This is a genomic window from Klebsiella sp. TF21-TM (genome assembly GCF_019753495.1).
Lineage (GTDB): Bacteria > Pseudomonadota > Gammaproteobacteria > Enterobacterales > Enterobacteriaceae > Klebsiella > Klebsiella quasipneumoniae.
This window is the reverse complement of record NZ_JAIJYL010000003.1, coordinates 102114-124099: the sequence shown is the minus strand read 5'-3', so window position 1 is coordinate 124099 and position 21986 is coordinate 102114. Positions and strand designations below refer to the sequence as shown.

General features: G+C 57.4%; 17 protein-coding genes. 8 read left to right on the top strand and 9 right to left on the bottom strand.

Annotated features, from left to right (window positions below):
* Positions 1 to 20: 20 nt before the first annotated feature.
* On the top strand, positions 21 to 1064 hold the full coding sequence (locus tag K5R89_RS04130; protein WP_023291988.1) for a GMP reductase: 1044 nt from the start codon (positions 21 to 23) through the stop codon (positions 1062 to 1064).
* A gap of 36 nt (positions 1065 to 1100) precedes the next feature.
* Here K5R89_RS04130 and hofC read toward each other — a convergent pair whose 3' ends face one another.
* The 4 genes from hofC to nadC all read right to left on the bottom strand — a co-directional run bounded on the left by hofC (position 1101) and on the right by nadC (position 5198).
* Positions 1101 to 2306, bottom strand: a complete 1206-nt coding sequence (hofC, locus tag K5R89_RS04125) for a protein transport protein HofC (RefSeq protein ID WP_087827532.1) — start codon at positions 2304 to 2306, stop codon at positions 1101 to 1103.
* Positions 2296 to 3681, bottom strand: a complete 1386-nt coding sequence (gene gspE, locus K5R89_RS04120) for a type II secretion system protein GspE (protein WP_023291990.1) — start codon at positions 3679 to 3681, stop codon at positions 2296 to 2298. Before gspE ends, hofC begins: the two co-directional genes overlap by 11 nt.
* 10 nt (positions 3682 to 3691) lie before the next feature.
* Entirely contained in the window at positions 3692 to 4123 is a 432-nt protein-coding gene (gene ppdD / locus K5R89_RS04115; protein WP_004204358.1) for a prepilin peptidase-dependent pilin, read from the bottom strand.
* Positions 4124 to 4304: 181 nt separating this feature from the next.
* Positions 4305 to 5198 (bottom strand): carboxylating nicotinate-nucleotide diphosphorylase, encoded by an 894-nt coding sequence (nadC, locus tag K5R89_RS04110; protein WP_023291991.1) that lies wholly within the window; start codon positions 5196 to 5198, stop codon positions 4305 to 4307.
* 133 nt (positions 5199 to 5331) lie between these two features.
* Between nadC and ampD the strand changes: the two genes are divergently transcribed.
* Entirely contained in the window at positions 5332 to 5895 is a 564-nt protein-coding gene (ampD, locus tag K5R89_RS04105; protein ID WP_023291992.1) for a 1,6-anhydro-N-acetylmuramyl-L-alanine amidase AmpD, read from the top strand.
* On the top strand, positions 5892 to 6746 hold the full coding sequence (ampE, locus tag K5R89_RS04100; RefSeq protein WP_032453846.1) for a beta-lactamase regulator AmpE: 855 nt from the start codon (positions 5892 to 5894) through the stop codon (positions 6744 to 6746). Before ampD ends, ampE begins: the two co-directional genes overlap by 4 nt.
* Positions 6747 to 6966: 220 nt before the next feature.
* Here ampE and K5R89_RS04095 read toward each other — a convergent pair whose 3' ends face one another.
* The 3 genes from K5R89_RS04095 to aroP all read right to left on the bottom strand — a co-directional run bounded on the left by K5R89_RS04095 (position 6967) and on the right by aroP (position 10877).
* Positions 6967 to 7917, bottom strand: coding sequence for a family 43 glycosylhydrolase (locus K5R89_RS04095; RefSeq protein ID WP_087827531.1), 951 nt, complete (start codon positions 7915 to 7917; stop codon positions 6967 to 6969).
* The gene (locus tag K5R89_RS04090) at positions 7917 to 9323 is read right to left on the bottom strand and encodes a glycoside-pentoside-hexuronide (GPH):cation symporter (RefSeq protein ID WP_017901173.1); all 1407 of its coding nucleotides are present in this window, start codon (positions 9321 to 9323) and stop codon (positions 7917 to 7919) included. The genes K5R89_RS04095 and K5R89_RS04090 overlap by 1 nt, the downstream gene beginning before the upstream one ends.
* Before the next feature lie 183 nt (positions 9324 to 9506).
* The gene (gene aroP / locus K5R89_RS04085) at positions 9507 to 10877 is read right to left on the bottom strand and encodes an aromatic amino acid transporter AroP (protein WP_023291995.1); all 1371 of its coding nucleotides are present in this window, start codon (positions 10875 to 10877) and stop codon (positions 9507 to 9509) included.
* Between the two features lie 644 nt (positions 10878 to 11521).
* On the opposite strand from aroP, the gene pdhR reads away from it, so the two are divergent.
* The 5 genes from pdhR to K5R89_RS04060 all read left to right on the top strand — a co-directional run bounded on the left by pdhR (position 11522) and on the right by K5R89_RS04060 (position 19095).
* Positions 11522 to 12301 (top strand): pyruvate dehydrogenase complex transcriptional repressor PdhR, encoded by a 780-nt coding sequence (pdhR, locus tag K5R89_RS04080; RefSeq protein WP_002888699.1) that lies wholly within the window; start codon positions 11522 to 11524, stop codon positions 12299 to 12301.
* Between the two features lie 137 nt (positions 12302 to 12438).
* Positions 12439 to 15102: a pyruvate dehydrogenase (acetyl-transferring), homodimeric type gene (aceE, locus tag K5R89_RS04075; RefSeq protein ID WP_023291996.1), complete on the top strand. Its 2664-nt coding sequence runs from the start codon at positions 12439 to 12441 to the stop codon at positions 15100 to 15102.
* A 14-nt stretch (positions 15103 to 15116) separates the two neighbouring features.
* Positions 15117 to 17015 (top strand): pyruvate dehydrogenase complex dihydrolipoyllysine-residue acetyltransferase, encoded by a 1899-nt coding sequence (gene aceF, locus K5R89_RS04070; RefSeq protein WP_087827529.1) that lies wholly within the window; start codon positions 15117 to 15119, stop codon positions 17013 to 17015.
* A 206-nt stretch (positions 17016 to 17221) separates the two neighbouring features.
* Positions 17222 to 18646: a dihydrolipoyl dehydrogenase gene (gene lpdA / locus K5R89_RS04065; RefSeq protein WP_002888731.1), complete on the top strand. Its 1425-nt coding sequence runs from the start codon at positions 17222 to 17224 to the stop codon at positions 18644 to 18646.
* 164 nt (positions 18647 to 18810) lie between these two features.
* Positions 18811 to 19095: a hypothetical protein gene (locus K5R89_RS04060; RefSeq protein ID WP_023291998.1), complete on the top strand. Its 285-nt coding sequence runs from the start codon at positions 18811 to 18813 to the stop codon at positions 19093 to 19095.
* Positions 19096 to 19139: 44 nt separating this feature from the next.
* Here K5R89_RS04060 and K5R89_RS04055 read toward each other — a convergent pair whose 3' ends face one another.
* Both K5R89_RS04055 and K5R89_RS04050 read right to left on the bottom strand, forming a co-directional pair.
* Complete coding sequence (locus tag K5R89_RS04055) at positions 19140 to 19946, bottom strand: DUF2950 family protein (RefSeq protein WP_072414040.1); 807 nt, start codon at positions 19944 to 19946, stop codon at positions 19140 to 19142.
* Between the two features lie 11 nt (positions 19947 to 19957).
* Entirely contained in the window at positions 19958 to 21592 is a 1635-nt protein-coding gene (locus K5R89_RS04050; protein ID WP_087827527.1) for a DUF3300 domain-containing protein, read from the bottom strand.
* Positions 21593 to 21986 lie beyond the last annotated feature (394 nt).

Genomic DNA, 21986 nt, shown 5'->3' with positions numbered 1-21986 from the left:
TTAACCCCAGGAATTCGCACATGCGTATTGAAGAAGATCTGAAGCTTGGTTTCAAAGACGTTCTTATCCGCCCGAAACGCTCTACCCTCAAAAGCCGTTCTGATGTTGAGCTGGAACGTGAATTCACCTTTAAACATTCAGGCCTGACCTGGTCCGGCGTGCCGATTATTGCGGCAAACATGGATACCGTCGGCACCTTCAGCATGGCGAAAGCGCTGGCCACTTTTGGCATTCTGACCGCAGTACACAAGCACTACACCGCAGAAGAATGGCAGGCGTTTGTCCAGAGCGTATCCGCAGACGTTCTCAAGCATGTGATGGTTTCCACCGGTACTTCCGACGCGGATTTCGATAAAACGCAACAGATCCTCTCTGAGAACCCACAGTTGAATTTTGTGTGCATTGACGTCGCCAATGGCTACTCTGAACACTTCGTACAGTTTGTGGCGAAGGCGCGCGAAGCCTGGCCGCAAAAAACCATTATCGCCGGGAACGTGGTCACCGGTGAAATGTGCGAAGAGCTGATCCTCTCCGGCGCCGATATCGTCAAAGTTGGCATTGGCCCGGGGTCCGTTTGCACCACCCGTGTCAAAACCGGGGTCGGCTACCCGCAGCTCTCCGCCGTGATCGAGTGTGCTGATGCTGCACACGGCCTTGGCGGCCAGATCATCAGCGATGGCGGTTGCACCATGCCGGGCGATGTGGCGAAAGCCTTCGGCGGCGGCGCTGATTTCGTGATGCTCGGCGGTATGCTGGCGGGCCACGAAGAGAGCGGCGGTACTGTGGTTGAAGAGAACGGTGAAAAATTCATGCTGTTTTACGGTATGAGCTCCGAGTCGGCGATGACCCGCCATGTGGGCGGTGTCGCGAAATACCGCGCGGCGGAAGGGAAAACCGTGAAGCTGCCGCTGCGTGGCCCGGTGGACAATACCGCGCGCGACATTCTCGGCGGCCTGCGTTCAGCCTGCACCTACGTTGGCGCCTCGCGACTGAAAGAGCTGACCAAACGCACCACCTTTATCCGCGTTCAGGAACAAGAGAACCGGGTATTCAACAGCCTGTAACCGGCTGCGCTGGCGCCTGCGCGGTGCCAGCGTTTCTCATCCTCCCGCCCCGCCAATGGCATCGCCCAGGTGAAAAACGGGCAAATACATCGCCACCACCAGGATCCCAACCAGCGAGCCGGTTATTACCAGCATCAGGGGTTCCAGATGCGCAGCCAGACTGTCGGCTCGCTGATGGGTCTGATCACGATGATGATGCGCCAGGTTTTCCAGCATCTGATCCAGCGCCCCCGCGCTTTCCCCCGTGCGGATGAGCTGCAGACACAGCGGTGTAAAACCGCCGCAGCGGCTTAACGCCTGCCAGATCGGATCCCCCTGAACGATCAGCGCGCGGGCCTGCGCCAGGCGCTGGCGCCACAGCGGGCACGACAGGGTCTCTTCAACGCTTTGCAGCCCCTGCAGAAAGCTGATACCGGCGCTTTGGGTTAACGCCAGAACGGTGAATATCAGGCTCAGCTGTTGGCCGCCGATCAGGGGGCCGACGAGAGGGAGCGCGTTAAGCAACTGCTGGCGACGCAGCAGCCAGTCGGCGCGCTGCCGGACCAGCTGGTTGAGCAGCAGCGGGCTCAGCAGAAAGGCCAACAGCAACGGCCAGCCGCGGCTCAGCATGTCGCCTGCCGCAATAACCATTCGCGTCAACAACGGCAGCGGCGTATTGAACGTCTGGTAGATGGCGGTGAATTCGGGAAGGACAAAATAGAGCATCCCAAGCACCACCAGCAGCGCCAGAGTGAGCACGATTAGCGGGTAGCGCAGCGCCTTTTTGACCTTGCCGGCAAGCCGCTGCTGCTCCTGCTGCTGGTTGGCCAGCTGCTGGCAGCAAATATCGAGCTTGCCCGTTAGTTCGCCGGTGCTAATCATCGCCAGATACAGTGGCGGAAAAGCCTGCGGCCACTGCGCCAGTGCGGCAGAGAAGGCTACGCCCTGGGCCAGTTCGCGGCCCAGCGCCTCAAGCAGCGCCTGCCACTGCGCATGCGGTTGCTGCTGCGCCAACAGCGATAACCCTTCCGCCAGCGGTAGCCCGGCCTGCAGCAGGGTTGCCAACTGGCGGATGGTTTCGCTGCTGTAGCGCGGGTGCCACAGGCTTTGCTTCACCGAACAGCGGCGTATAGCCAGCGGCATGATGCGCTGCTGCTGGAGGTGATGCAGCACCTCCGGACGACTGGCTTGCCATAGCATCCCCTGACAAGGAGCGCCTTGTGCATCGACGCCTCGCCAGCGCCAGAGACGCTTAGTCGCCATGGGGGATCCCCAGCACCCGCACCACCTCTTCGAGGCTCGTCAACCCCTGTTCGATAGCCTGACATCCGCTTTCAAAAAGCGTCATCATGCCCGCGGCTCGCGCCAGAGATTCGATCTCAAGGGCGTTGAGTCCCTGGACTATCCCCTGACGTAGCCCCGGGGTGACAGGCAAGACCTCGAACAGCGCCAGACGGCCATGATACCCGTGATAACAGTTTTCGCAGCCTGCTGCCTGCCAGCGCGGCAGCGGGCGGGGCCACAGGCTGTGCGGCAGGTCGGCGGCGCTGCCGGCATTGCGCCGGCAGTGGGGGCACAGTTTGCGGACCAGACGCTGGGCGATAACCAGCGAGAGCGCAGAAGAGATCATCCAGCGGGCGATGCCCATTTGCTGCAGGCGAGTGAGGGTTTCGCTGGTGGAATTGGTGTGCAGGGTAGAGAGCACCAGATGGCCCGTTTGAGCGGCTTTCAGCGCGATTTCAGCGGTTTCGGCATCGCGGATTTCACCCACCATCACAATATCCGGGTCCTGGCGTAACAGGGCGCGCAGCACGCTGTGAAAGGTCAGCCCGGCGCGCGGATTGATTTGCGTCTGGTTCATCCCGGCGATAGGGATCTCCAGAGGATCCTCGACGCTACAGATGTTCACTTGCTCCCGGTTTCGGGCCTGCAGGGCGCTGTAGAGGGTCACCGTTTTCCCGCTTCCGGTTGGGCCAGTGACCAGCAGCAGCCCCTGCGGCTGATTCAGGGCCTGGCGAAAGGCCGCCAGCTGAGAGGATGAGAGGCCGAGAGCCTCCAGATCCAGCGCCTGGTCAACCTGATGCAGAAGGCGCAGGACAATTTTCTCGCCATAGCGGCAGGGCAGGGTGGCGATGCGAAAGGAGAGCGGCCGTCCGGCGAGGTTCAGCGCGAACTGACCATCCTGCGGCAAACGATGCTCGGCGATATCGAGATTGGCCATCACCTTGAGTCGTGCGATAACCGGCGCGGCCAGCTCGGGCGCCAGCAGCGGCAGCGCGTGTAGCACGCCATCGACACGCAGGCGGATCCTTAAGTGCGCTTCCGTGGGCTCGATATGAATATCGGACGCCCGCTGACGCAGGGCCTGCTCGAGGATCTGGTTGACCCGCTCGGCGATGTTTTCCGGCCCTGCATTTTGCGCCAGCAGCGCCTGCTTTTCCTGGACTTGCAGGCGCTTATCCATCTGCTCCTGGCTCCAGCATTCAATATCGATCCGTTTTTGCGTCGCGAAACGCAGCGCCTCCATTAGCTCCGTCGGTGGGGTATCGACCACCGCAATGGATATCGTCTGCTCATCGCTGTGCAGCAGCAGGGCGTGATGGCGACGACAGAGAGGGATCAGCTGTTCTGTTTTCATGTTGTCGCCCTCACTTCACCCGGAAGACGTCTTCGCAGGCCTGCTGAAGTGCGCTGTTGTCGGTGATAGTGCAGACCCGCTGCCAACCGGTGACGCCTTCGGCGTTATCCCAGGTCGGGGTCAGGGTGACGCCCAGTCCGTTGAGACTTTCCTGGCCGGTGAGGGTAACGACGCCTTTGGCCACGCTCATGGCGGAGAGGTAGCGCGTGGTTGTTGGCGAGGGGATGCCATTGCTGCCGCCGTCGCATGTCGTCAGGCCGCCATGATCGAGCGCGCAAAGTTCGATTGCCGTCCGGTAGGGGACAAAGGTCTGCAGCAGGTCGGTGAGGGCGGCTTTACGCAGGTAGTTCTGGTAGGCCGGGATGCCGATGGCGCTGAGAATGGCGATGATGCCGATGACCACCATCAGTTCAATCAGGGTAAAACCTCGTTGTTTATCCATAAGTCGCTCCTTATTGTGACAGGAGCACTGTGACGGGATTCTGGGGGGCAGGCGAGGAGATGAAAACGATCCGGGAAACCGGGTTCCAGGGTTTTTACCGGGATTGCATGGCGAGCAAGAGCGACTGCGAGTCGGGTCGCAAATTCAGGCCTTCACGCCCGGAAGCGTGAAGGCCAAATCCTCAGCGGAAACGCATCGACAGGTCGAGCGCCTGCACATGTTTGGTCAGGGCCCCGACGGAAATATAGTCGACCCCGGTCTCGGCAAATTCGCGGATGGTGTCAAAGGTGACGTTGCCGGAGACCTCCAGCGCCGCCTGGCCAGCGGTGATTTTCACCGCCTCGCGCATCAGGTCGGTGGTGAAGTTATCGAGCATAATGATATCGGCCCCGGCTTTTAACGCCTGCTCCAGCTCATCCAGCGTTTCCACTTCCACTTCCACCGGCACATCAGGATGCAGCCAGAACGCCTTCTCCACCGCCTGACGGATCGAGCCGGAGGCGATGATGTGGTTTTCTTTAATCAGGAAAGCGTCGAACAGCCCCAGACGGTGGTTGGCGCCGCCGCCGCAGAGAACCGCGTATTTCAGCGCGGTACGCAGCCCTGGCAGCGTTTTACGCGTATCCAGGAGTTGGGTTTTGGTGCCGGCCAGCAGGTCGACATAGCGGCGGACGACGCTGGCGACGCCGGAGAGGGTTTGCACAAAGTTCAGCGCCGTACGTTCGCCAGTGAGCAGAATGCGCGATGGGCCTTCCAGCTCGAACAGAGGTTGATCGGCTTTGACCGCGTCGCCATCGGCGACGTGCCAGGTGATCGTCACGTCGTCACCGGCGAGCTGAATGAAGACCTCTTCCACCCAGCGTTTACCACAGAAGACGCCATCTTCGCGGGTAATGACCACCGCATGGGAGCGTGCATCCTGCGGCAATAATTGTGCGCTAATATCGTTGCTGGCGTCGACTTCGCCGCCCAAATCTTCCCGCAGGGAGTGTGCGACAGCATCGGTAATATCGAGATTAATTCGTTCCAGCAGCACGTCACGGCGGCGGTCGGGGTTGTAACGACGAGGCGACATGATAAAGCTCCAGATAGATAAGATTCAGAAGTGGGAAACATGCTAACCTGAACGACGTTTCAGTACCATACACACTTCATCCTTTGGGCCGGCGTGTGGCCCGGAAGCATGAGTTCGCGAAAGGAGATCCCGCATGCAGTTGAACGAGGGATGGCTGGTCGGCGCGCGTCGGGTTCCCTCGCCGCACCATGACTGCCGTCCGGATGAAGAAGCCCCTTCCTTACTGGTGGTGCATAACATTAGCCTGCCACCAGGTGAATTTGGTGGTCCATGGATTGACGCGCTGTTCACCGGCACCCTGGATCCGCACGCGCATCCTTTCTTTGCCGAGATCGCTCATCTGCGCGTTTCGGCGCATTGTCTGATTCGGCGTGATGGTGAAATCGTGCAGTATGTGCCTTTCGATAAGCGTGCGTGGCATGCGGGGGTCTCCTGCTATCAGGGGCGCGAACGCTGCAATGACTTTTCCATCGGCATAGAGCTGGAAGGCACGGATACCCTGGCGTATACCGATGCGCAGTACCAGCAGCTGGCGGCGGTGACGGATCTGCTTATCACGATTTATCCTGCCATCGCCACAAATATCACGGGCCATAGCGATATCGCGCCCGTGCGCAAGACAGACCCGGGACCGGCCTTTGACTGGAAAAAATTTCGTGCGCTGCTCAGCGCGCCGTCAGAAAAGGAGACCTCATGACGCTGTTTACTACGCTGCTGGTGCTTATCGCTGAACGCCTGTTTAAACTGGGCGAACACTGGCAGCTTGATCATCGGCTGGAGGTGGTGTTCCGCCGGATAAAACATTTCTCGTTGCCGGGAACGCTGCTGATGACCCTGGTCGCCGTCGCGGTGGTCTACCTCATTCAGCGCTTGCTGCAGGGGCAGCTGTTCAACGTACCGCTGCTGGTGTTCTGGATCTTGCTGGGTCTGCTGTGCATCGGCGCCGGCAAGGTTCGGCTGCACTATCATGCCTATCTGAAAGCGGCGTCGCGCAATGACAGCCGCGCCTGCGATGCGATGGCCAGCGAGCTGACGTTGATTCATGGCGTCCCGCCGGGCTGTGATGAGCGCGAGTACCTTAGCGAACTGCAAAATGCGCTGTTATGGATTAACTATCGTTACTACCTGGCGCCACTCTTTTGGTTTGTGGTGGGTGGGGCGTGGGGGCCGCTGACGCTTATCGCTTATTGCGTTCTGCGTGCCTGGCAGACGTGGCTGGCGCGCTACCAGACGCCGCATCACCGTTTGCAGTCTGGAATCGATGGTATCCTGCATATTGTCGACTGGCTGCCGGTGCGTCTGGTGGGGGTTGTCTATGCCCTGGTGGGGCATGGAGAGAAAGCGCTTCCGGCGTGGTTTGCATCGTTAGGCGACCGCCATTCGTCGCAGTATCAGGTATTGACTCGCCTGGCGCAGTATTCCCTGGCCCGTGAACCGCACGTGGATAAAGTGGCGACCCCAAAGGCCGCGGTGTCGATGGCCAAGAAAACCTCGCTGGTGGTGGTGGTGATCATGGCGCTGCTGACGATTTACGGCACCCTGGTGTAACGGCCTGCGCCCGTACTCTATCTGTCAGGATACCCCACCTGCGGGGCTTTGATTGCCGGATGGCGCTGCGCTTATCCGGCCTGGGGCTCACACCACGCAGGCCGGCAAGCAACAGCGCCGCCGGGCGCTATATCTGACGCCGCGCTTGTCATGTTGCCGGGGGGCGGCTTCGCCTGACCCGGCCAGGAAAACCCGCGCCCGCGGGCAGCATACCGAACCGCTACAGCGTATCCGCCGGCGGGATGCCGAAGTCGGGCATGCCGTCCTCTCTCCAGGCGACGAGTTTTAGCCGCGTATGACGATTGGGATCATACAGCGGGTCGCCTTCAATCTCGGTGTAATTCCGCGCGTGATATACCAGCACATCTTCCCCCGCCGGCGTTTGGGTAAAACTGTTATGGCCCGGGCCATACTGGCGGTTTTCATAGCTGGTCCGGAACACTGGCTGCGGGGCTTTATGCCAGTTTTCCGGCTGCAGCGGATCGGCCTCCCGGTCGATCCAGAGCAATCCCATGCAGTAGTTTTCATCGGTGGCGCTGGCGGAATAGCTGATGAAAAGCTTATCGCCATGCACCAGCACCGCGGGTCCTTCATTGACCTTAAATCCCCGGCACTCCCAGTCGAACTCCGGCTTGCTCAGCATGACCGGCTCGCCTTTTAGCGTCCACGGCTTGGCCATTTCAGCGAGATACAGGTTTGAGTTGCCCTCGATATGCGGAGATTTTTGCGCCCACAGATACCAGCGTTTGCCCTGATGGATAAAGGTGGTGGCATCGAGGGCGAAGGTATCGAAAGGCGTCACCACCTGGCCTTTTTCCTGCCAGCGGCCGGTCAGCGGATCGCTGTCGGCGCACTCGATAACGAACATGCGATGCTGGAACATGCCCAGCGCATCCAGATCGTGGGTATGGGTGGCGGCAAAATAGATATACCACTTACCGTCTATCTCATGTAGCTCCGGCGCCCAAATCAGCTGGCTCATCGGCCCGCTTTGCGGTGCGCGCCACACCACTACCGGCTCAGCATCGCGCAACCCCTCCAGGGTTGCCGCGCGCCGGATCTCCAGCCGGTCGTATTCCGGCACTGAGGCAATAAAGTAGTAATGATTCAGGTGGCGCAGAATAAAGGGATCTGCGCGTTGCTCAATAAAGGGGTTTGGCCAGTTGTTCATCAGGCTTTCCTTACGTGTTCACTGGTTTTCAGTTCCTGGTATTCATTCAGCTCGCTGTAGTTGCTGCGGCGCTTCTCTAAATCGCTCTGAATCTGGCGCATCAGGGTGCGGTCAACTTTAAGCAGGCGCACCACGCCGGCGGTGATCAGGTAGCCGACGCCGGGGATGACCGAGAACAGCAGCACGATGCCGTTGAGGGCCGAGGCGCTTTGCGCTTTGGCGCCGGCGTCGTAGCCGTACCATGACAGCAGGAATCCGACCATCGCCCCGGCGACCGCCAGGCCGACTTTAAGGAAAAACAGATTGCCGGAGAAGCTAATACCGGTGATGCGCTTGCCGGTTTTCCACTCGCCGTAGTCGTCAACATCGGACATCAGCGACCAGTGCAGCGGGGAGGGGATCTGATGCAGGATATTGAGCAGGAAGTAGAGCACCATAATCAGCGTGGTGGCGTGCGGATTAAAGAAATAGAAGGCGCAGGAGAAGATCGCCAGCACGATGTTGGTCCAGAAGAAGACCTGCAGTTTGCACCAGCGGTCGGTGAGGACTTTTGCCAGCATACTGCCAATCATCATCCCGACCACGCCGAGGCTGATAAACAGCGTGGCAAAATGGGTGCTTTGCCCCATCACCCAGGTAACGTAGTACATGGTGGCGGCCATGCGGATAAAGCCCGGACAGACGTTGCATAGCGTGAGCAGCAGGATGCGTACCCACTGGTCATTTTTCCACACGTCTTTGAGATCTTTTTTCAGTTCATCATTGGTCTGCACCGCCGGGTGGATGCGTTCGCGCACGGTGGCGAAGCAGAACAGGAACATACACATGCCGATAAAGGCCAGCACGGTCATCGCCATCTGATAGCCTTTTGCTTTATCGGCGCCGCCGAACCAGTCGGCCATGGGCAGCAGCGTCAATGACAGCAGCAGCGTGGCGATACCCACCATCACGAAACGATAGGACTGGCAGGCAACACGCTCTTTCGGGTCGGCGGTCATCACCGTTCCCAGCGAGCAGTAGGGTATATTAATCGCGGTATAGGTAATCGACAGCAGAAAGTAGGTGACAAACGCATAGATGACTTTGCTGTTATAGGTCCACTCAGGAGTGGTGAACATCAGCACGCTGAACAGGGCGTAGGGGAAGGCAATCCACAGCAGCCATGGACGAAAGCGGCCATATTTACTGCGGGTGCGGTCGGCGAGGGCGCCCATGATCGGGTCGGTCACCGCATCGATGACGCGCACCGACAGCAGCAGTACGCCCACCAGCGCCGGCGCCAGGCCGAAGATATCGGTATAAAAATAGTTAACAAACAGCATGATGGCGCCAAAGATGATATTGCATCCGGCATCCCCCATCCCATAACCAATCTTTTCTTTTATTGAAAGTCTATTGTCTGCCATGTGCGGTCTCTCCGTTGCAGTATGGAGAGAATTATTGGCTGCTATCGAGAGAATTACGTTGCAGGAACGCGTTGACGATATGGATAAATAAGCTATGGAAGGGAAAGTGTGAAGCAGATAACAATGCTCTGCGCCCGTTATTAAGGGAGGGCGCAGAGCAAAGAGAATTATTGATGAGATGTATTATTGTGCCTTTACGGTGGCGGCGGCTTTCTGTTTAAACAGATAACCCACGCCCAGCACTGCGATCCATACCGGGATCAGCCAAACGGAAATCGCCATCCCCGGGGTCATCAGCATAATGATCAGCACCGCGGCCATAAACAGCAGGCACACCCAGTTACCCAGCGGGTAGAAGAGGGCGGGGAAGCGGGTGGTGACGCCCTGCTGCTGTTTGGCGCGACGGAATTTGATATGCGCGAGGCTGATCATCGCCCAGTTGATCACCAGGGCGGAGACCACCAGCGCCATCAGCAGGCCAAATGCGGATTCCGGCGCCAGGTAGTTGATCAGCACACACAGGGCGGTGACCACGGCGGAGACGAGAATGGTATTGACCGGCACGCCGCGTTTGTCGACGCTGAGCAGCGCTTTCGGCGCGTTCCCCTGCTGGGCAAGGCCGAACAGCATACGGCTGTTGCAGTAGACGCAGCTGTTATACACCGACAGGGCCGCCGTCAGCACCACCACGTTGAGGGCGTTTGCCACCAGCGTATCGCCAAGCTCATGGAAAATCAGGACGAACGGACTGGTGTCCGCGGTCACGCGCGTCCACGGCAGCAGCGAGAGCAGGACCGCCAGCGAACCAACATAGAAGATCAGGATACGGTAGATAACCTGGTTGGTGGCTTTCGGAATGCTTTGCTCCGGGTTATCCGCTTCCGCCGCGGTGATACCCACCAGCTCGAGACCGCCGAAGGAGAACATAATGATCGCCATCATCATCACCAGCCCGGTAAAGCCGTGCGGCAGGAACCCGCCTTGATCCCATAGGTTACGTACCGTCGCCTGCGGGCCGCCGTTGCCGCTGAACAGCAGCCAGCCGCCGAACAAAATCATCGCCACGACGGCGACCACTTTGATAATGGCAAACCAGAACTCCATTTCACCGAACACTTTCACGTTGGTCAGGTTAATGGCGTTGATGGCGATGAAGAAAACCGCCGCTGAGGCCCAGGTCGGGATTTCCGGCCACCAGAACTGGATATATTTGCCGACGGCGGTCAGTTCCGCCATGGCTACCAGGACATACAGCACCCAGTAGTTCCAGCCGGAGGCGAAGCCGGCAAAGCCGCCCCAGTATTTATAAGCAAAGTGGCTAAACGAACCGGCTACCGGCTCTTCCACCACCATTTCGCCCAGCTGACGCATGATCAGAAAGGCGATAAAACCGGCAATCGCATAACCAAGAATGATACCCGGGCCGGCGGACTGAATGACGGACGCGCTCCCCAGAAACAGGCCGGTGCCGATAGCCCCGCCCAGCGCGATGAGCTGGATATGGCGGTTTTTGAGGCCGCGCTTCAGCCGATCGCCGTGCTGTTGACCTTCCATATGAAACCTCGTGTGTGGTTATTTTTTGTGTACGTCATCCGTCAGGTTGCTGCTTCACTGCTGTCCCTGCCAGAAAGCATAGCCAGCGAAAATTTGGGCGAAGTGGCCCACTTTTTACCTGAGTGATGGCGCGCACATATTGTTGTGTTTGTGTATTTTTGGACTTCCGTTTCTGTATTGTTTTGTTTACGGAAGGCGGTGCAGTAATTCAGAAAAAGGCCTTTCGTCTCAGGGAGAATAGTGGTAAGCGCGCTTGAATGCACCTGCTTTATGAAGGGATGATGACCATGTGTTTAAAAAGACATCAATAGACACATTCAGTATTATTCCGACGCATTGTTCTCATTTGGTTATTTATTCGTATTTACTGCCTTGATATTCACTTATCAGGTCGTTGAATCGGTTCAGATAGCGTAATTTTTCGTTTCCATTAAGTTAATGCTACCTCTTTATGAGTAAACGTAACATTTGTGCAAGGTTACATTTCTGAAATGTTATTTCTGTAAGGTTGTTAAAATGTCCGTGGTTTACTGATTTCAATCAAAACCTGTATGGACAGAAGGTGAATACTTTGTTACTTTAGCGCTACGAACTTTAAATTGGTAAGACCAATTGACTCCGGGCTAATGGCAGAGACAGGGAATATGGCCTACAGCAAAATCCGCCAACCAAAATTATCCGATGTGATAGAGCAGCAGCTGGAGTTTCTGATCCTTGAGGGGACTTTGCGCCCCGGTGAAAAACTCCCGCCTGAACGCGAACTGGCCAAACAGTTCGACGTTTCCCGCCCCTCGCTGCGTGAGGCGATTCAACGCCTCGAAGCCAAGGGCCTGTTGCTTCGTCGTCAGGGAGGTGGAACGTTTGTACAGAGCCGCCTGTGGCAGAGCTTCAGCGATCCGCTGGTCGAGCTGCTGTCCGATCACCCTGAATCCCAATTCGATCTGCTTGAGACCCGTCACGCGCTGGAAGGCATTGCGGCTTATTACGCGGCGCTGCGCAGCAATGATGAAGATCGCGACCGTATCCGCGAGCTGCATCAGGCTATTGAGCGGGCTCAGCAGTCGGGCGATCTGGACGCCGAGTCCGGCGCCGTCGTCCAGTACCAAATCGCCGTCACCGAGGCGGCACACAATGTGGTTTTGCTCCATCTGCTAAGGTGTATGGAGCCGATGCTGGCGCAAAACGTGCGTCAGAACTTTGAATTGCTGTATGCCCGCCGGGAAATGCTCCCGTTGGTCAGCAACCATCGCACTCGCATTTTCGAGGCGATAATGGCCGGGGAGCCGGAGCAGGCGCGTGAGGCGTCGCACCGTCACCTGGCGTTCATTGAGGAAATTTTGCTGGACCGTAGCCGTGAGCAGAGTCGTAGAGAACGCTCGCTGCGTCGTTTACAGCAACGAAAGGACGAGAACTCCGGTTCTTAAGCGCCATTTTTAGAGCGCGGCAACTAAACGCAGAACCTGTCTTATTGAATTTTTGGTTGTTCAAAGGTGAAGAACGAAGAGTTCAATGGGACAGGTTCCAGATTAATCAACGATTAGATAGATAAGGAATACCCCCCATGTCAGAACGTTTACCAAATGACGTGGATCCGATCGAAACTCGCGACTGGCTACAGGCGATCGAATCGGTCATCCGTGAAGAAGGTGTTGAGCGCGCTCAGTATCTTATTGACCAACTCCTTTCTGAAGCCCGCAAAGGCGGGGTGAAAGTGGCTGCTGGCGCATCGACCGGCGGTTACGTAAACACTATTGCCGTTGAAGATGAACCGGAATATCCGGGTAATCTGGATCTGGAACGTCGTATCCGTTCTGCGATCCGCTGGAACGCCATCATGACCGTTCTGCGCGCATCGAAAAAAGATCTCGAACTGGGCGGCCACATGGCTTCTTTCCAGTCTTCCGCAACCTTCTACGAAGTGTGCTTCAACCACTTCTTCCGCGCACGCAATGAGCAGGATGGCGGCGACCTGGTGTACTTCCAGGGTCACATCTCTCCGGGCGTTTATGCGCGTGCTTTCCTGGAAGGTCGTCTGACTGAAGAGCAGATGAACAACTTCCGTCAGGAAGTTCACGGTAAAGGTCTGTCCTCTTATCCGCACCCGAAACTGATGCCGGAATTCTGGCAGTTCCCGACCGTTTCTATGGGCCTGGGCCCAATCGGGGCGATTTATCAGGCTAAATTCCTGAAATATCTGGAACACCGTGGTCTGAAAGACACCTCCAAACAAACCGTTTACGCGTTCCTGGGCGACGGTGAGATGGACGAGCCGGAATCTAAAGGCGCGATCACCATCGCGACCCGTGAGAAGCTGGACAACCTGGTCTTCGTTATCAACTGTAACCTGCAGCGTCTTGATGGTCCGGTCACCGGTAACGGCAAAATCATTAACGAACTGGAAGGCATCTTCGCGGGCGCTGGCTGGAACGTTATCAAGGTTATCTGGGGCGGTCGTTGGGATGAGCTGCTGCGTAAAGACACCAGCGGTAAGCTGATTCAGCTGATGGAAGAAACCGTTGACGGTGACTACCAGACCTTCAAATCCAAAGACGGCGCTTATGTGCGCGAGCACTTCTTCGGTAAATATCCGGAGACCGCCGCGCTGGTTGCCGACTGGACTGACGAGCAGATTTGGGCTCTGAACCGCGGCGGCCACGATCCGAAGAAAGTTTACGCTGCACTGAAGAAAGCGCAGGAAACCAAAGGCAAAGCGACCGTCATCCTCGCCCATACCATCAAAGGTTACGGCATGGGTGATACTGCTGAAGGTAAGAACATCGCTCACCAGGTTAAGAAAATGAACATGGACGGCGTTCGCTACGTCCGCGATCGTTTCAACGTGCCGGTTGCCGATGCCGATCTGGAAAAACTGCCGTACGTAACCTTCCCGGAAGGTTCCGAAGAGCACACCTATCTGCACGCTCAGCGTCAGAAACTGCACGGCTATCTGCCGAGCCGTCAGCCGAACTTCACTGAGAAGCTGGAGCTGCCGACGCTGGAAGATTTCCGCCCGCTGCTGGAAGAGCAGAATAAAGAGATCTCTACCACTATCGCGTTCGTTCGTGCCCTGAACGTGATGCTGAAGAACAAATCCATCAAAGACCGCCTCGTGCCGATCATCGCCGACGAAGCGCGTACTTTCGGTATGGAAGGTCTGTTCCGTCAGATCGGTATCTACAGCCCGAACGGTCAGCAGTACACCCCGCAGGACCGTGAGCAGGTTGCTTACTACAAAGAAGACGAAAAAGGCCAGATCCTGCAGGAAGGGATCAACGAGCTGGGCGCAGGCGCATCCTGGCTGGCTGCGGCGACCTCTTACAGCACCAACAACCTGCCGATGATCCCGTTCTACATCTACTACTCGATGTTCGGGTTCCAGCGTATCGGCGACCTGTGCTGGCAGGCAGGCGACCAGCAGGCTCGCGGCTTCCTGATCGGTGGTACTTCCGGTCGTACGACGCTGAACGGCGAAGGTCTGCAGCACGAAGATGGCCACAGCCATATTCAGTCTCTGACTATCCCGAACTGTATCTCTTACGATCCGTCCTACGCCTACGAAGTGGCGGTCATCATGCATGACGGCCTGGAGCGTATGTACGGTGAGAAACAAGAGAACGTTTACTACTACATCACGACCCTGAACGAAAACTACCACATGCCGGCGATGCCGGAAGGCGCCGAGGAAGGTATCCGTAAAGGTATCTACAAACTCGAAACCATCGAAGGTAGCAAAGGTAAAGTTCAGCTGCTGGGCTCCGGTTCTATCCTGCGTCACGTCCGTGAAGCAGCGCAGATCCTGGCGAAAGACTACGGCGTGGGCTCTGACGTGTACAGCGTCACCTCCTTCACCGAGCTGGCGCGTGATGGCCAGGATTGCGAACGCTGGAACATGCTGCACCCGCTGGAAACCCCGCGCGTGCCGTACATCGCTCAGGTGATGAACGACGCTCCGGCTGTGGCATCCACTGACTATATGAAACTGTTCGCCGAGCAGGTTCGTACCTACGTACCGGCTGACGATTACCGCGTACTGGGTACCGATGGCTTCGGTCGTTCCGACAGCCGTGAAAACCTGCGTCACCACTTCGAAGTTGATGCTTCCTATGTGGTCGTTGCAGCGCTGGGCGAACTGGCTAAACGTGGTGAAATCGATAAGAAAGTGGTCGCTGACGCGATCGCGAAATTCGACATCGATGCAGAAAAAGTTAACCCGCGTCTGGCGTAAGAGGTAAAAGAATAATGGCTATCGAAATCAAAGTACCGGACATCGGGGCTGATGAAGTTGAAATCACCGAGATCTTGGTCAAAGTTGGCGACAAAGTAGAAGCTGAACAGTCGCTGATCACCGTAGAAGGCGATAAAGCCTCTATGGAAGTCCCGTCTCCGCAGGCTGGCGTCGTGAAAGAGATTAAAGTCTCCGTCGGCGACAAAACCGAGACTGGCAAACTGATTATGATTTTCGATTCCGCCGAGGGTGCAGCAGCCGCTGCACCTGCGCAGGAAGAGAAGAAAGAAGCCGCTCCGGCCGCTGCTGCGCCAGCCGCCGCCGCGGCAGCGAAAGAAGTTCACGTCCCGGATATCGGCGGCGATGAAGTTGAAGTCACCGAGATCATGGTTAAAGTGGGCGACACCATCGCCGCTGAGCAATCCCTGATCACCGTAGAAGGCGATAAGGCTTCTATGGAAGTGCCGGCGCCGTTCGCGGGTACCGTGAAAGAGATCAAAATCAACACCGGCGATAAAGTGTCCACCGGCTCCCTGATCATGATCTTCGAAGTCGCGGGCGCTGCGCCTGCGGCCGCTCCGGCACAGGCTGCCGCTCCGGTTGCCGCGGCACCGGCTGCTGCTGCCGGCGCGAAAGACGTTAACGTCCCGGACATCGGCGGCGACGAAGTTGAAGTCACCGAAGTGATGGTGAAAGTCGGCGATAAAGTGGCTGCTGAGCAGTCCCTGATCACCGTCGAAGGCGACAAAGCGTCTATGGAAGTGCCGGCGCCGTTCGCGGGCACCGTCAAAGAGATCAAAATCAGCACCGGCGATAAAGTCAAAACCGGCTCCCTGATCATGGTCTTCGAAGTGGAAGGCGCTGCGCCTGCCGCCGCTCCGGCTCAGGCTGCTGCACCGGCACCGGCTGCTGCACCGGCTCAGGCTGCTAAGCCTGCCGCGGCGCCGGCTGCGAAAGCAGAAGGCAAAACCGAATTCGCTGAAAACGATGCTTACGTTCACGCGACTCCGCTGATTCGCCGCCTGGCGCGCGAGTTCGGCGTTAACCTGGCGAAAGTGAAAGGCACCGGCCGTAAAGGTCGTATCCTGCGCGAAGACGTTCAGGCCTACGTGAAAGAAGCCGTTAAACGCGCTGAATCCGCACCGGCGGCTGCCGCTGGCGGCGGTATCCCGGGCATGCTGCCATGGCCGAAGGTTGACTTCAGCAAGTTCGGCGAAATCGAAGAAGTGGAACTGGGCCGTATCCAGAAAATCTCTGGTGCTAACCTGAGCCGTAACTGGGTCATGATCCCCCACGTTACCCACTTCGATAAAACCGATATCACCGATCTGGAAGCGTTCCGTAAGCAGCAGAACGCCGAAGCTGAGAAGCGTAAACTGGACGTGAAATTCACCCCGGTTGTCTTCATCATGAAAGCCGTGGCCGCTGCGCTTGAGCAGATGCCGCGCTTCAACAGCTCGCTCTCCGAAGATGGTCAGCGCCTGACGCTGAAGAAATACATCAACATCGGTGTGGCGGTTGATACCCCGAACGGTCTGGTGGTTCCGGTCTTTAAAGACGTGAACAAGAAGAGCATCACCGAGCTGTCTCGCGAACTGACCACCATCTCGAAGAAAGCGCGCGATGGCAAACTGACGGCGGGCGAAATGCAGGGCGGTTGCTTCACCATCTCCAGCATCGGCGGCCTGGGTACGACCCACTTCGCGCCGATTGTTAACGCGCCGGAAGTGGCCATCCTCGGCGTGTCTAAGTCCGCGATGGAGCCGGTATGGAATGGTAAAGAGTTCGTGCCGCGTCTGATGCTGCCGATCTCTCTGTCCTTCGACCACCGCGTGATCGACGGTGCTGATGGTGCCCGCTTCATTACCATCATCAACAACACCCTGAGCGACATTCGCCGCCTGGTGATGTAATCGAAAAAGCCGGCCTGACGGCCGGCTTTTTTCTGATAACCTCAGGCTGTTTGGGATTATCAGCAACAAAGGACAAAATCGTTTGCCGTTTGTTGTTTAAAAATTGTTAACAATTTTGTAAAATACACGCGGATAGAACGTCCCGGTGGACTTGGGCGTAAGAATAATAGCGTCAGACCCGCCGGATATAAATTACAGAGGTCATGATGAGTACTGAAATCAAAACTCAGGTCGTGGTACTTGGGGCAGGTCCTGCAGGCTACTCTGCAGCTTTCCGTTGCGCTGATTTAGGTCTGGAAACCGTCATCGTAGAACGTTACAGCACCCTCGGTGGGGTGTGCCTGAACGTGGGTTGTATCCCTTCTAAAGCGCTGCTGCACGTGGCAAAAGTTATCGAAGAAGCGAAAGCGCTGGCCGAACACGGCATCGTTTTCGGCGAACCGAAAACTGATATTGACAAGATCCGCACCTGGAAAGAAAAAGTCATCACTCAGCTGACCGGTGGTCTGGCTGGCATGGCCAAAGGGCGTAAAGTGAAGGTGGTTAACGGTCTGGGTAAATTCACCGGCGCTAACACCCTGGAAGTGGAAGGCGAAAACGGCAAAACCGTGATCAACTTCGACAACGCCATCATCGCGGCGGGTTCCCGTCCGATTCAACTGCCATTTATCCCGCATGAAGATCCGCGCGTATGGGACTCCACCGACGCCCTGGAGCTGAAATCCGTACCGAAACGCATGCTGGTCATGGGCGGCGGTATCATCGGTCTGGAAATGGGTACCGTATACCATGCGCTGGGTTCAGAGATTGACGTGGTTGAAATGTTCGACCAGGTTATCCCGGCGGCCGATAAAGACGTGGTGAAAGTCTTCACTAAACGCATCAGCAAGAAATTCAACCTGATGCTGGAAACCAAAGTGACTGCCGTTGAAGCGAAAGAAGACGGTATTTACGTTTCCATGGAAGGCAAAAAAGCGCCAGCGGAAGCACAGCGTTACGACGCCGTACTGGTGGCTATCGGTCGCGTACCGAACGGCAAAAACCTCGACGCAGGCAAAGCGGGCGTGGAAGTGGACGATCGTGGCTTCATCCGCGTTGACAAACAAATGCGCACCAACGTGCCGCACATCTTTGCTATCGGCGATATCGTCGGTCAGCCGATGCTGGCGCACAAAGGCGTCCACGAAGGTCACGTTGCCGCTGAAGTTATCTCCGGCCTGAAACACTACTTCGATCCGAAAGTGATCCCGTCCATCGCCTACACCGAGCCAGAAGTGGCATGGGTCGGCCTGACGGAGAAAGAAGCGAAAGAGAAAGGCATCAGCTACGAAACCGCCACCTTCCCGTGGGCGGCTTCCGGCCGCGCTATCGCTTCCGACTGCGCAGACGGTATGACCAAACTGATCTTCGACAAAGAGACCCACCGGGTTATCGGCGGCGCGATTGTCGGCACCAACGGCGGCGAGCTGCTGGGTGAGATCGGCCTGGCTATCGAGATGGGCTGTGACGCTGAAGACATCGCGCTGACTATCCACGCTCACCCGACTCTGCACGAGTCTGTTGGCCTGGCGGCAGAAGTCTTCGAAGGCAGCATCACCGACCTGCCGAACGCCAAAGCGAAGAAAAAGTAACTTTTTCTTTCAGGCAAAAAGCATAAGCGGCTCCCGGAGCCGCTTTTTTTATGCCTGATGTTTAGAACTATGTCGCTATTCATAAACCGCTACACCTCATACATACTTTGTAAATAGTCACTCAGTAAACTTATAGTCAGTTAACGATATCGATGAGGTGTGTGATGAAACGCTTTTTAACCACTGCGCTGGTCGCAGCAACGTGCTTATCCGGTGTAGCCTGCGCGGCTGACGCCACGATTCCGTGGGCGGATAACAGCGGCGGCACGGAAACGACCCATATCGCGGCGATGGGCCAGGATCTGAATGCCCAGCATCAGCAGGTGACGAAGACCAGTGAAGGGGTATGGGCGGCGAATTCCGGCAGCATCAGCGCTGACGAAGCGGCATTGTCCAGTACGAAACCAGCCTTTGCCGGCGATCCGTCACTGATGCCCCACCAGGGCTAAGTGAATGAAAACGCCCGGTTGCGTATTCGTAACCGGGCGTTTTTTTATGGATTGACCACCTGCCAGCCGGCGTCAGCGTCGGGGGCAAAGCGCGTTATCGCCTGGGCCTTTGCCGCGCTCTCTTCACCGAGATTGGCCTGATAAACCGTATCGTGCTGATCGATCATAAAGCTCATCACGCCGGTTTCCCCCCACGCCACCGGCCACGCCAGCAAGGCGACGCTCTGCTCATCTCTACCGGTGATAATGCGGAAGCGGTAGCCATGGTAGCCGCTGCCGGGTACCGTCGGGCTAAAGGCGGGCCCAAGCGGGCTTGGCGCTTCGCCCGGCGAGGTGGGCCAGTACAGACCATCTTTTTTGCCTTCGCTACTGATGATTTTCTGCGCCCAGTGGTGGTTCAGTTGATAGTAATCCTGCTGGGCGTCAACGTAGGCGTGCATGGCGGCTATTGCCGACAGTTCATTACGGCCAATAGCGCGGGTAAGGATCTCCTCTTCGCCAGCGGCCATATCAAAGCGCCAGCCCTGGGATGATTTGACGATGGGGACGGGCAGGCGCCATGCTTCGCTACCAACGTCGAGCCAGGCGTTATCACCCTGCTGCACAATCACATGTTTCACCTGCCAGTCGCGCTGGAAGCGGTCGACGGCAGTGGGGTCGATCCCGTCGGGGGGTAAAAAATGCTGCCAGTTATCGCCAAGCACCTCGCTCAGCGCCGCGTCATTTTGCTGGCCGATCGCCTCGGCCAGCGCGCTCGCGGCCTGCTCGGGGGTGGCATATTGCTGCTGGGCGAAGGCGGCAAGCGGTGACAGCATTAACGTGAACAGGGCAATAGGTAATGGGTTTCTCATTCTGCTCATCCTCAGCGGCGGCGTAGTTCATGGTGTTCAGAAAGACGCTCTCTGGCGCCGTCGCGCTGCTCGCGGTTTACGCTGGAAAACTGACGACTCTGTCGTCCCCGTTCCTGCTGAGCTTGCCAGGAGGGGGAGCGGCTTTCGTTGCCGCTAAGGGCGCTGGCGCGCAGATGATTGACCGTCTGCTGGCGCTGGGCGGGCGTGGCGGAATGGAGCTGCTGCCGGCGCTGTTGCTGCTGCGGTGTAGCATTCTGCTCGTGGTTCTTAATGGTTTCCCTACGCTGCTGTTGCTGCGGCGTCGGGTTTTTCAACTGCGCTTTCGCCGCGTCTCGACGCTGCTGGGTTGATGTCGGCGCGCTGTCGTAACCGCGGTAGTTGCTGCGCTGGGTGGCTTGTTTCAACTGCGCCGAGGCCGCCTGACGCTGGGCATCGCGCGAGGGGGTGTTTGCCGCCAGGTTGCCTGCCGTGGCGGTCGACGCGCTGCGCTGCTGAAGCTGGGTCATTGCCGCCTGGCGCTGCGCCTCACGATCGACCGGCGCATGCTGGGTCGCGCTCAGTCCGCCGGATACGTTGGTCTGATGAAAGCGCTGGGCGACGGTATTATCGGGGTATGGCACGTGACCGCGATAGGCGGGATTGTGCTGCCAGTTTACGTGGTCGCCCGGCAGGTTTTGTCCGGTAATGCGGTTAAAATTATTCACATTGATATTGATGTTATCGCCATTATGCGAGTAATCCCCGCGGTGGTAGTCGTCATCGTGATGGTGGTAGTCATCATCATCATCCCAGTCGATGCTGCTGAACAGCGCCCAGGTGGTCGCCACGCCCAGGCTGTAACCGAAGCCTTTGACGAAGCTATCGGTAAACTGCTCCCCGGGAGGGGGCGGCAGATAGACCGGAGGATAGGCGCTGTTCGGCCAGGTACCATAGACGGTGGAGGGGTTGTAGTTGGGAACATAGACCACCTGCGGGTCGGTCGGTTCTATTTTTATGACCTGCGTCGGCGCAGGCGCCGCCGCGGTAGTGCTTGACGTTGATACGGTGCTGCTTTTCGAAGTGGTGGCCGGCACAGGCGCCGCTGCGGCGACAATCACTTTTTGCTGCGGCGTGGATTTCAGCGTCCCTGTCTCCTGGGCGATGGCACGCAGGCGCTGCACCGAGTCCATCACATCATGCGGCTGGGCCAAAAACGCATTACCCAGATTTTCCACCCAGGGCGGATTCTCGCCCATCATCGCCAGCAGGGCAGGGAAAGCGACAAGCGATTTGACGCTGGGATCCCACGGCTGGTTGGCAACAGCCTGAACGGCGGGATCCCCTTTCATGGTGGGGTTATCCTGGGACCACTGCACCGCCTGCATGACGTTGTCCGGGTAGGTGGAAGCCATCAGCACCTGCGACAGCAGACTGTCCGGGTAGAGCGCGATGGGGGCAACCCACTGGTCAATCTGCGCCTGGGTGTAGGTGGCGGCCACCGGCTGCGCGGCGGCGGGTGCGGCTGGCGTTGGCGCTGGCGCAGGCTGCGCCGTCGGCTGAGTGACCGTCTCTGGAGTACGGCTTTGCACATAGAGTGTTCCCGCCGCCGCGAGTAAGCCAGCGCTACAGAGCAGGGTGATAATATGGGGTTTGAACGGCAGTGACATAGAAGCTCCTGACCCAAAAAGTAACCCATCTCGCTAAAGTATCGGCGAAAACGGCGCGTTTGCTGAGTATAAGTAAGCGGTATGGCTTTTTATTGATGATTGTTGGGATCGGCCCATGGCGTTGTACGCGGAAAGGAATTTTTGTCGCGGGATTTGAACAGAAAGCCTGCAATATCCTGCCCTTAACGATTCAGCTAAATTTTAATGTTGCTTTTTTGTAAACAGATTAACACCTTTCAAAAATCCTGCTATGCTGCCGACGCGGTATCGGGCATTTACCCTACAAACTGCTGTCTCACAGGAGCGTGAAGAAAATCGCCCAGCCACTAAATCCTTCAAGATGCGTCAAGGCGGCAAACTGCCAATACCGAAGCAGATTGATTGAAGAGGTGTA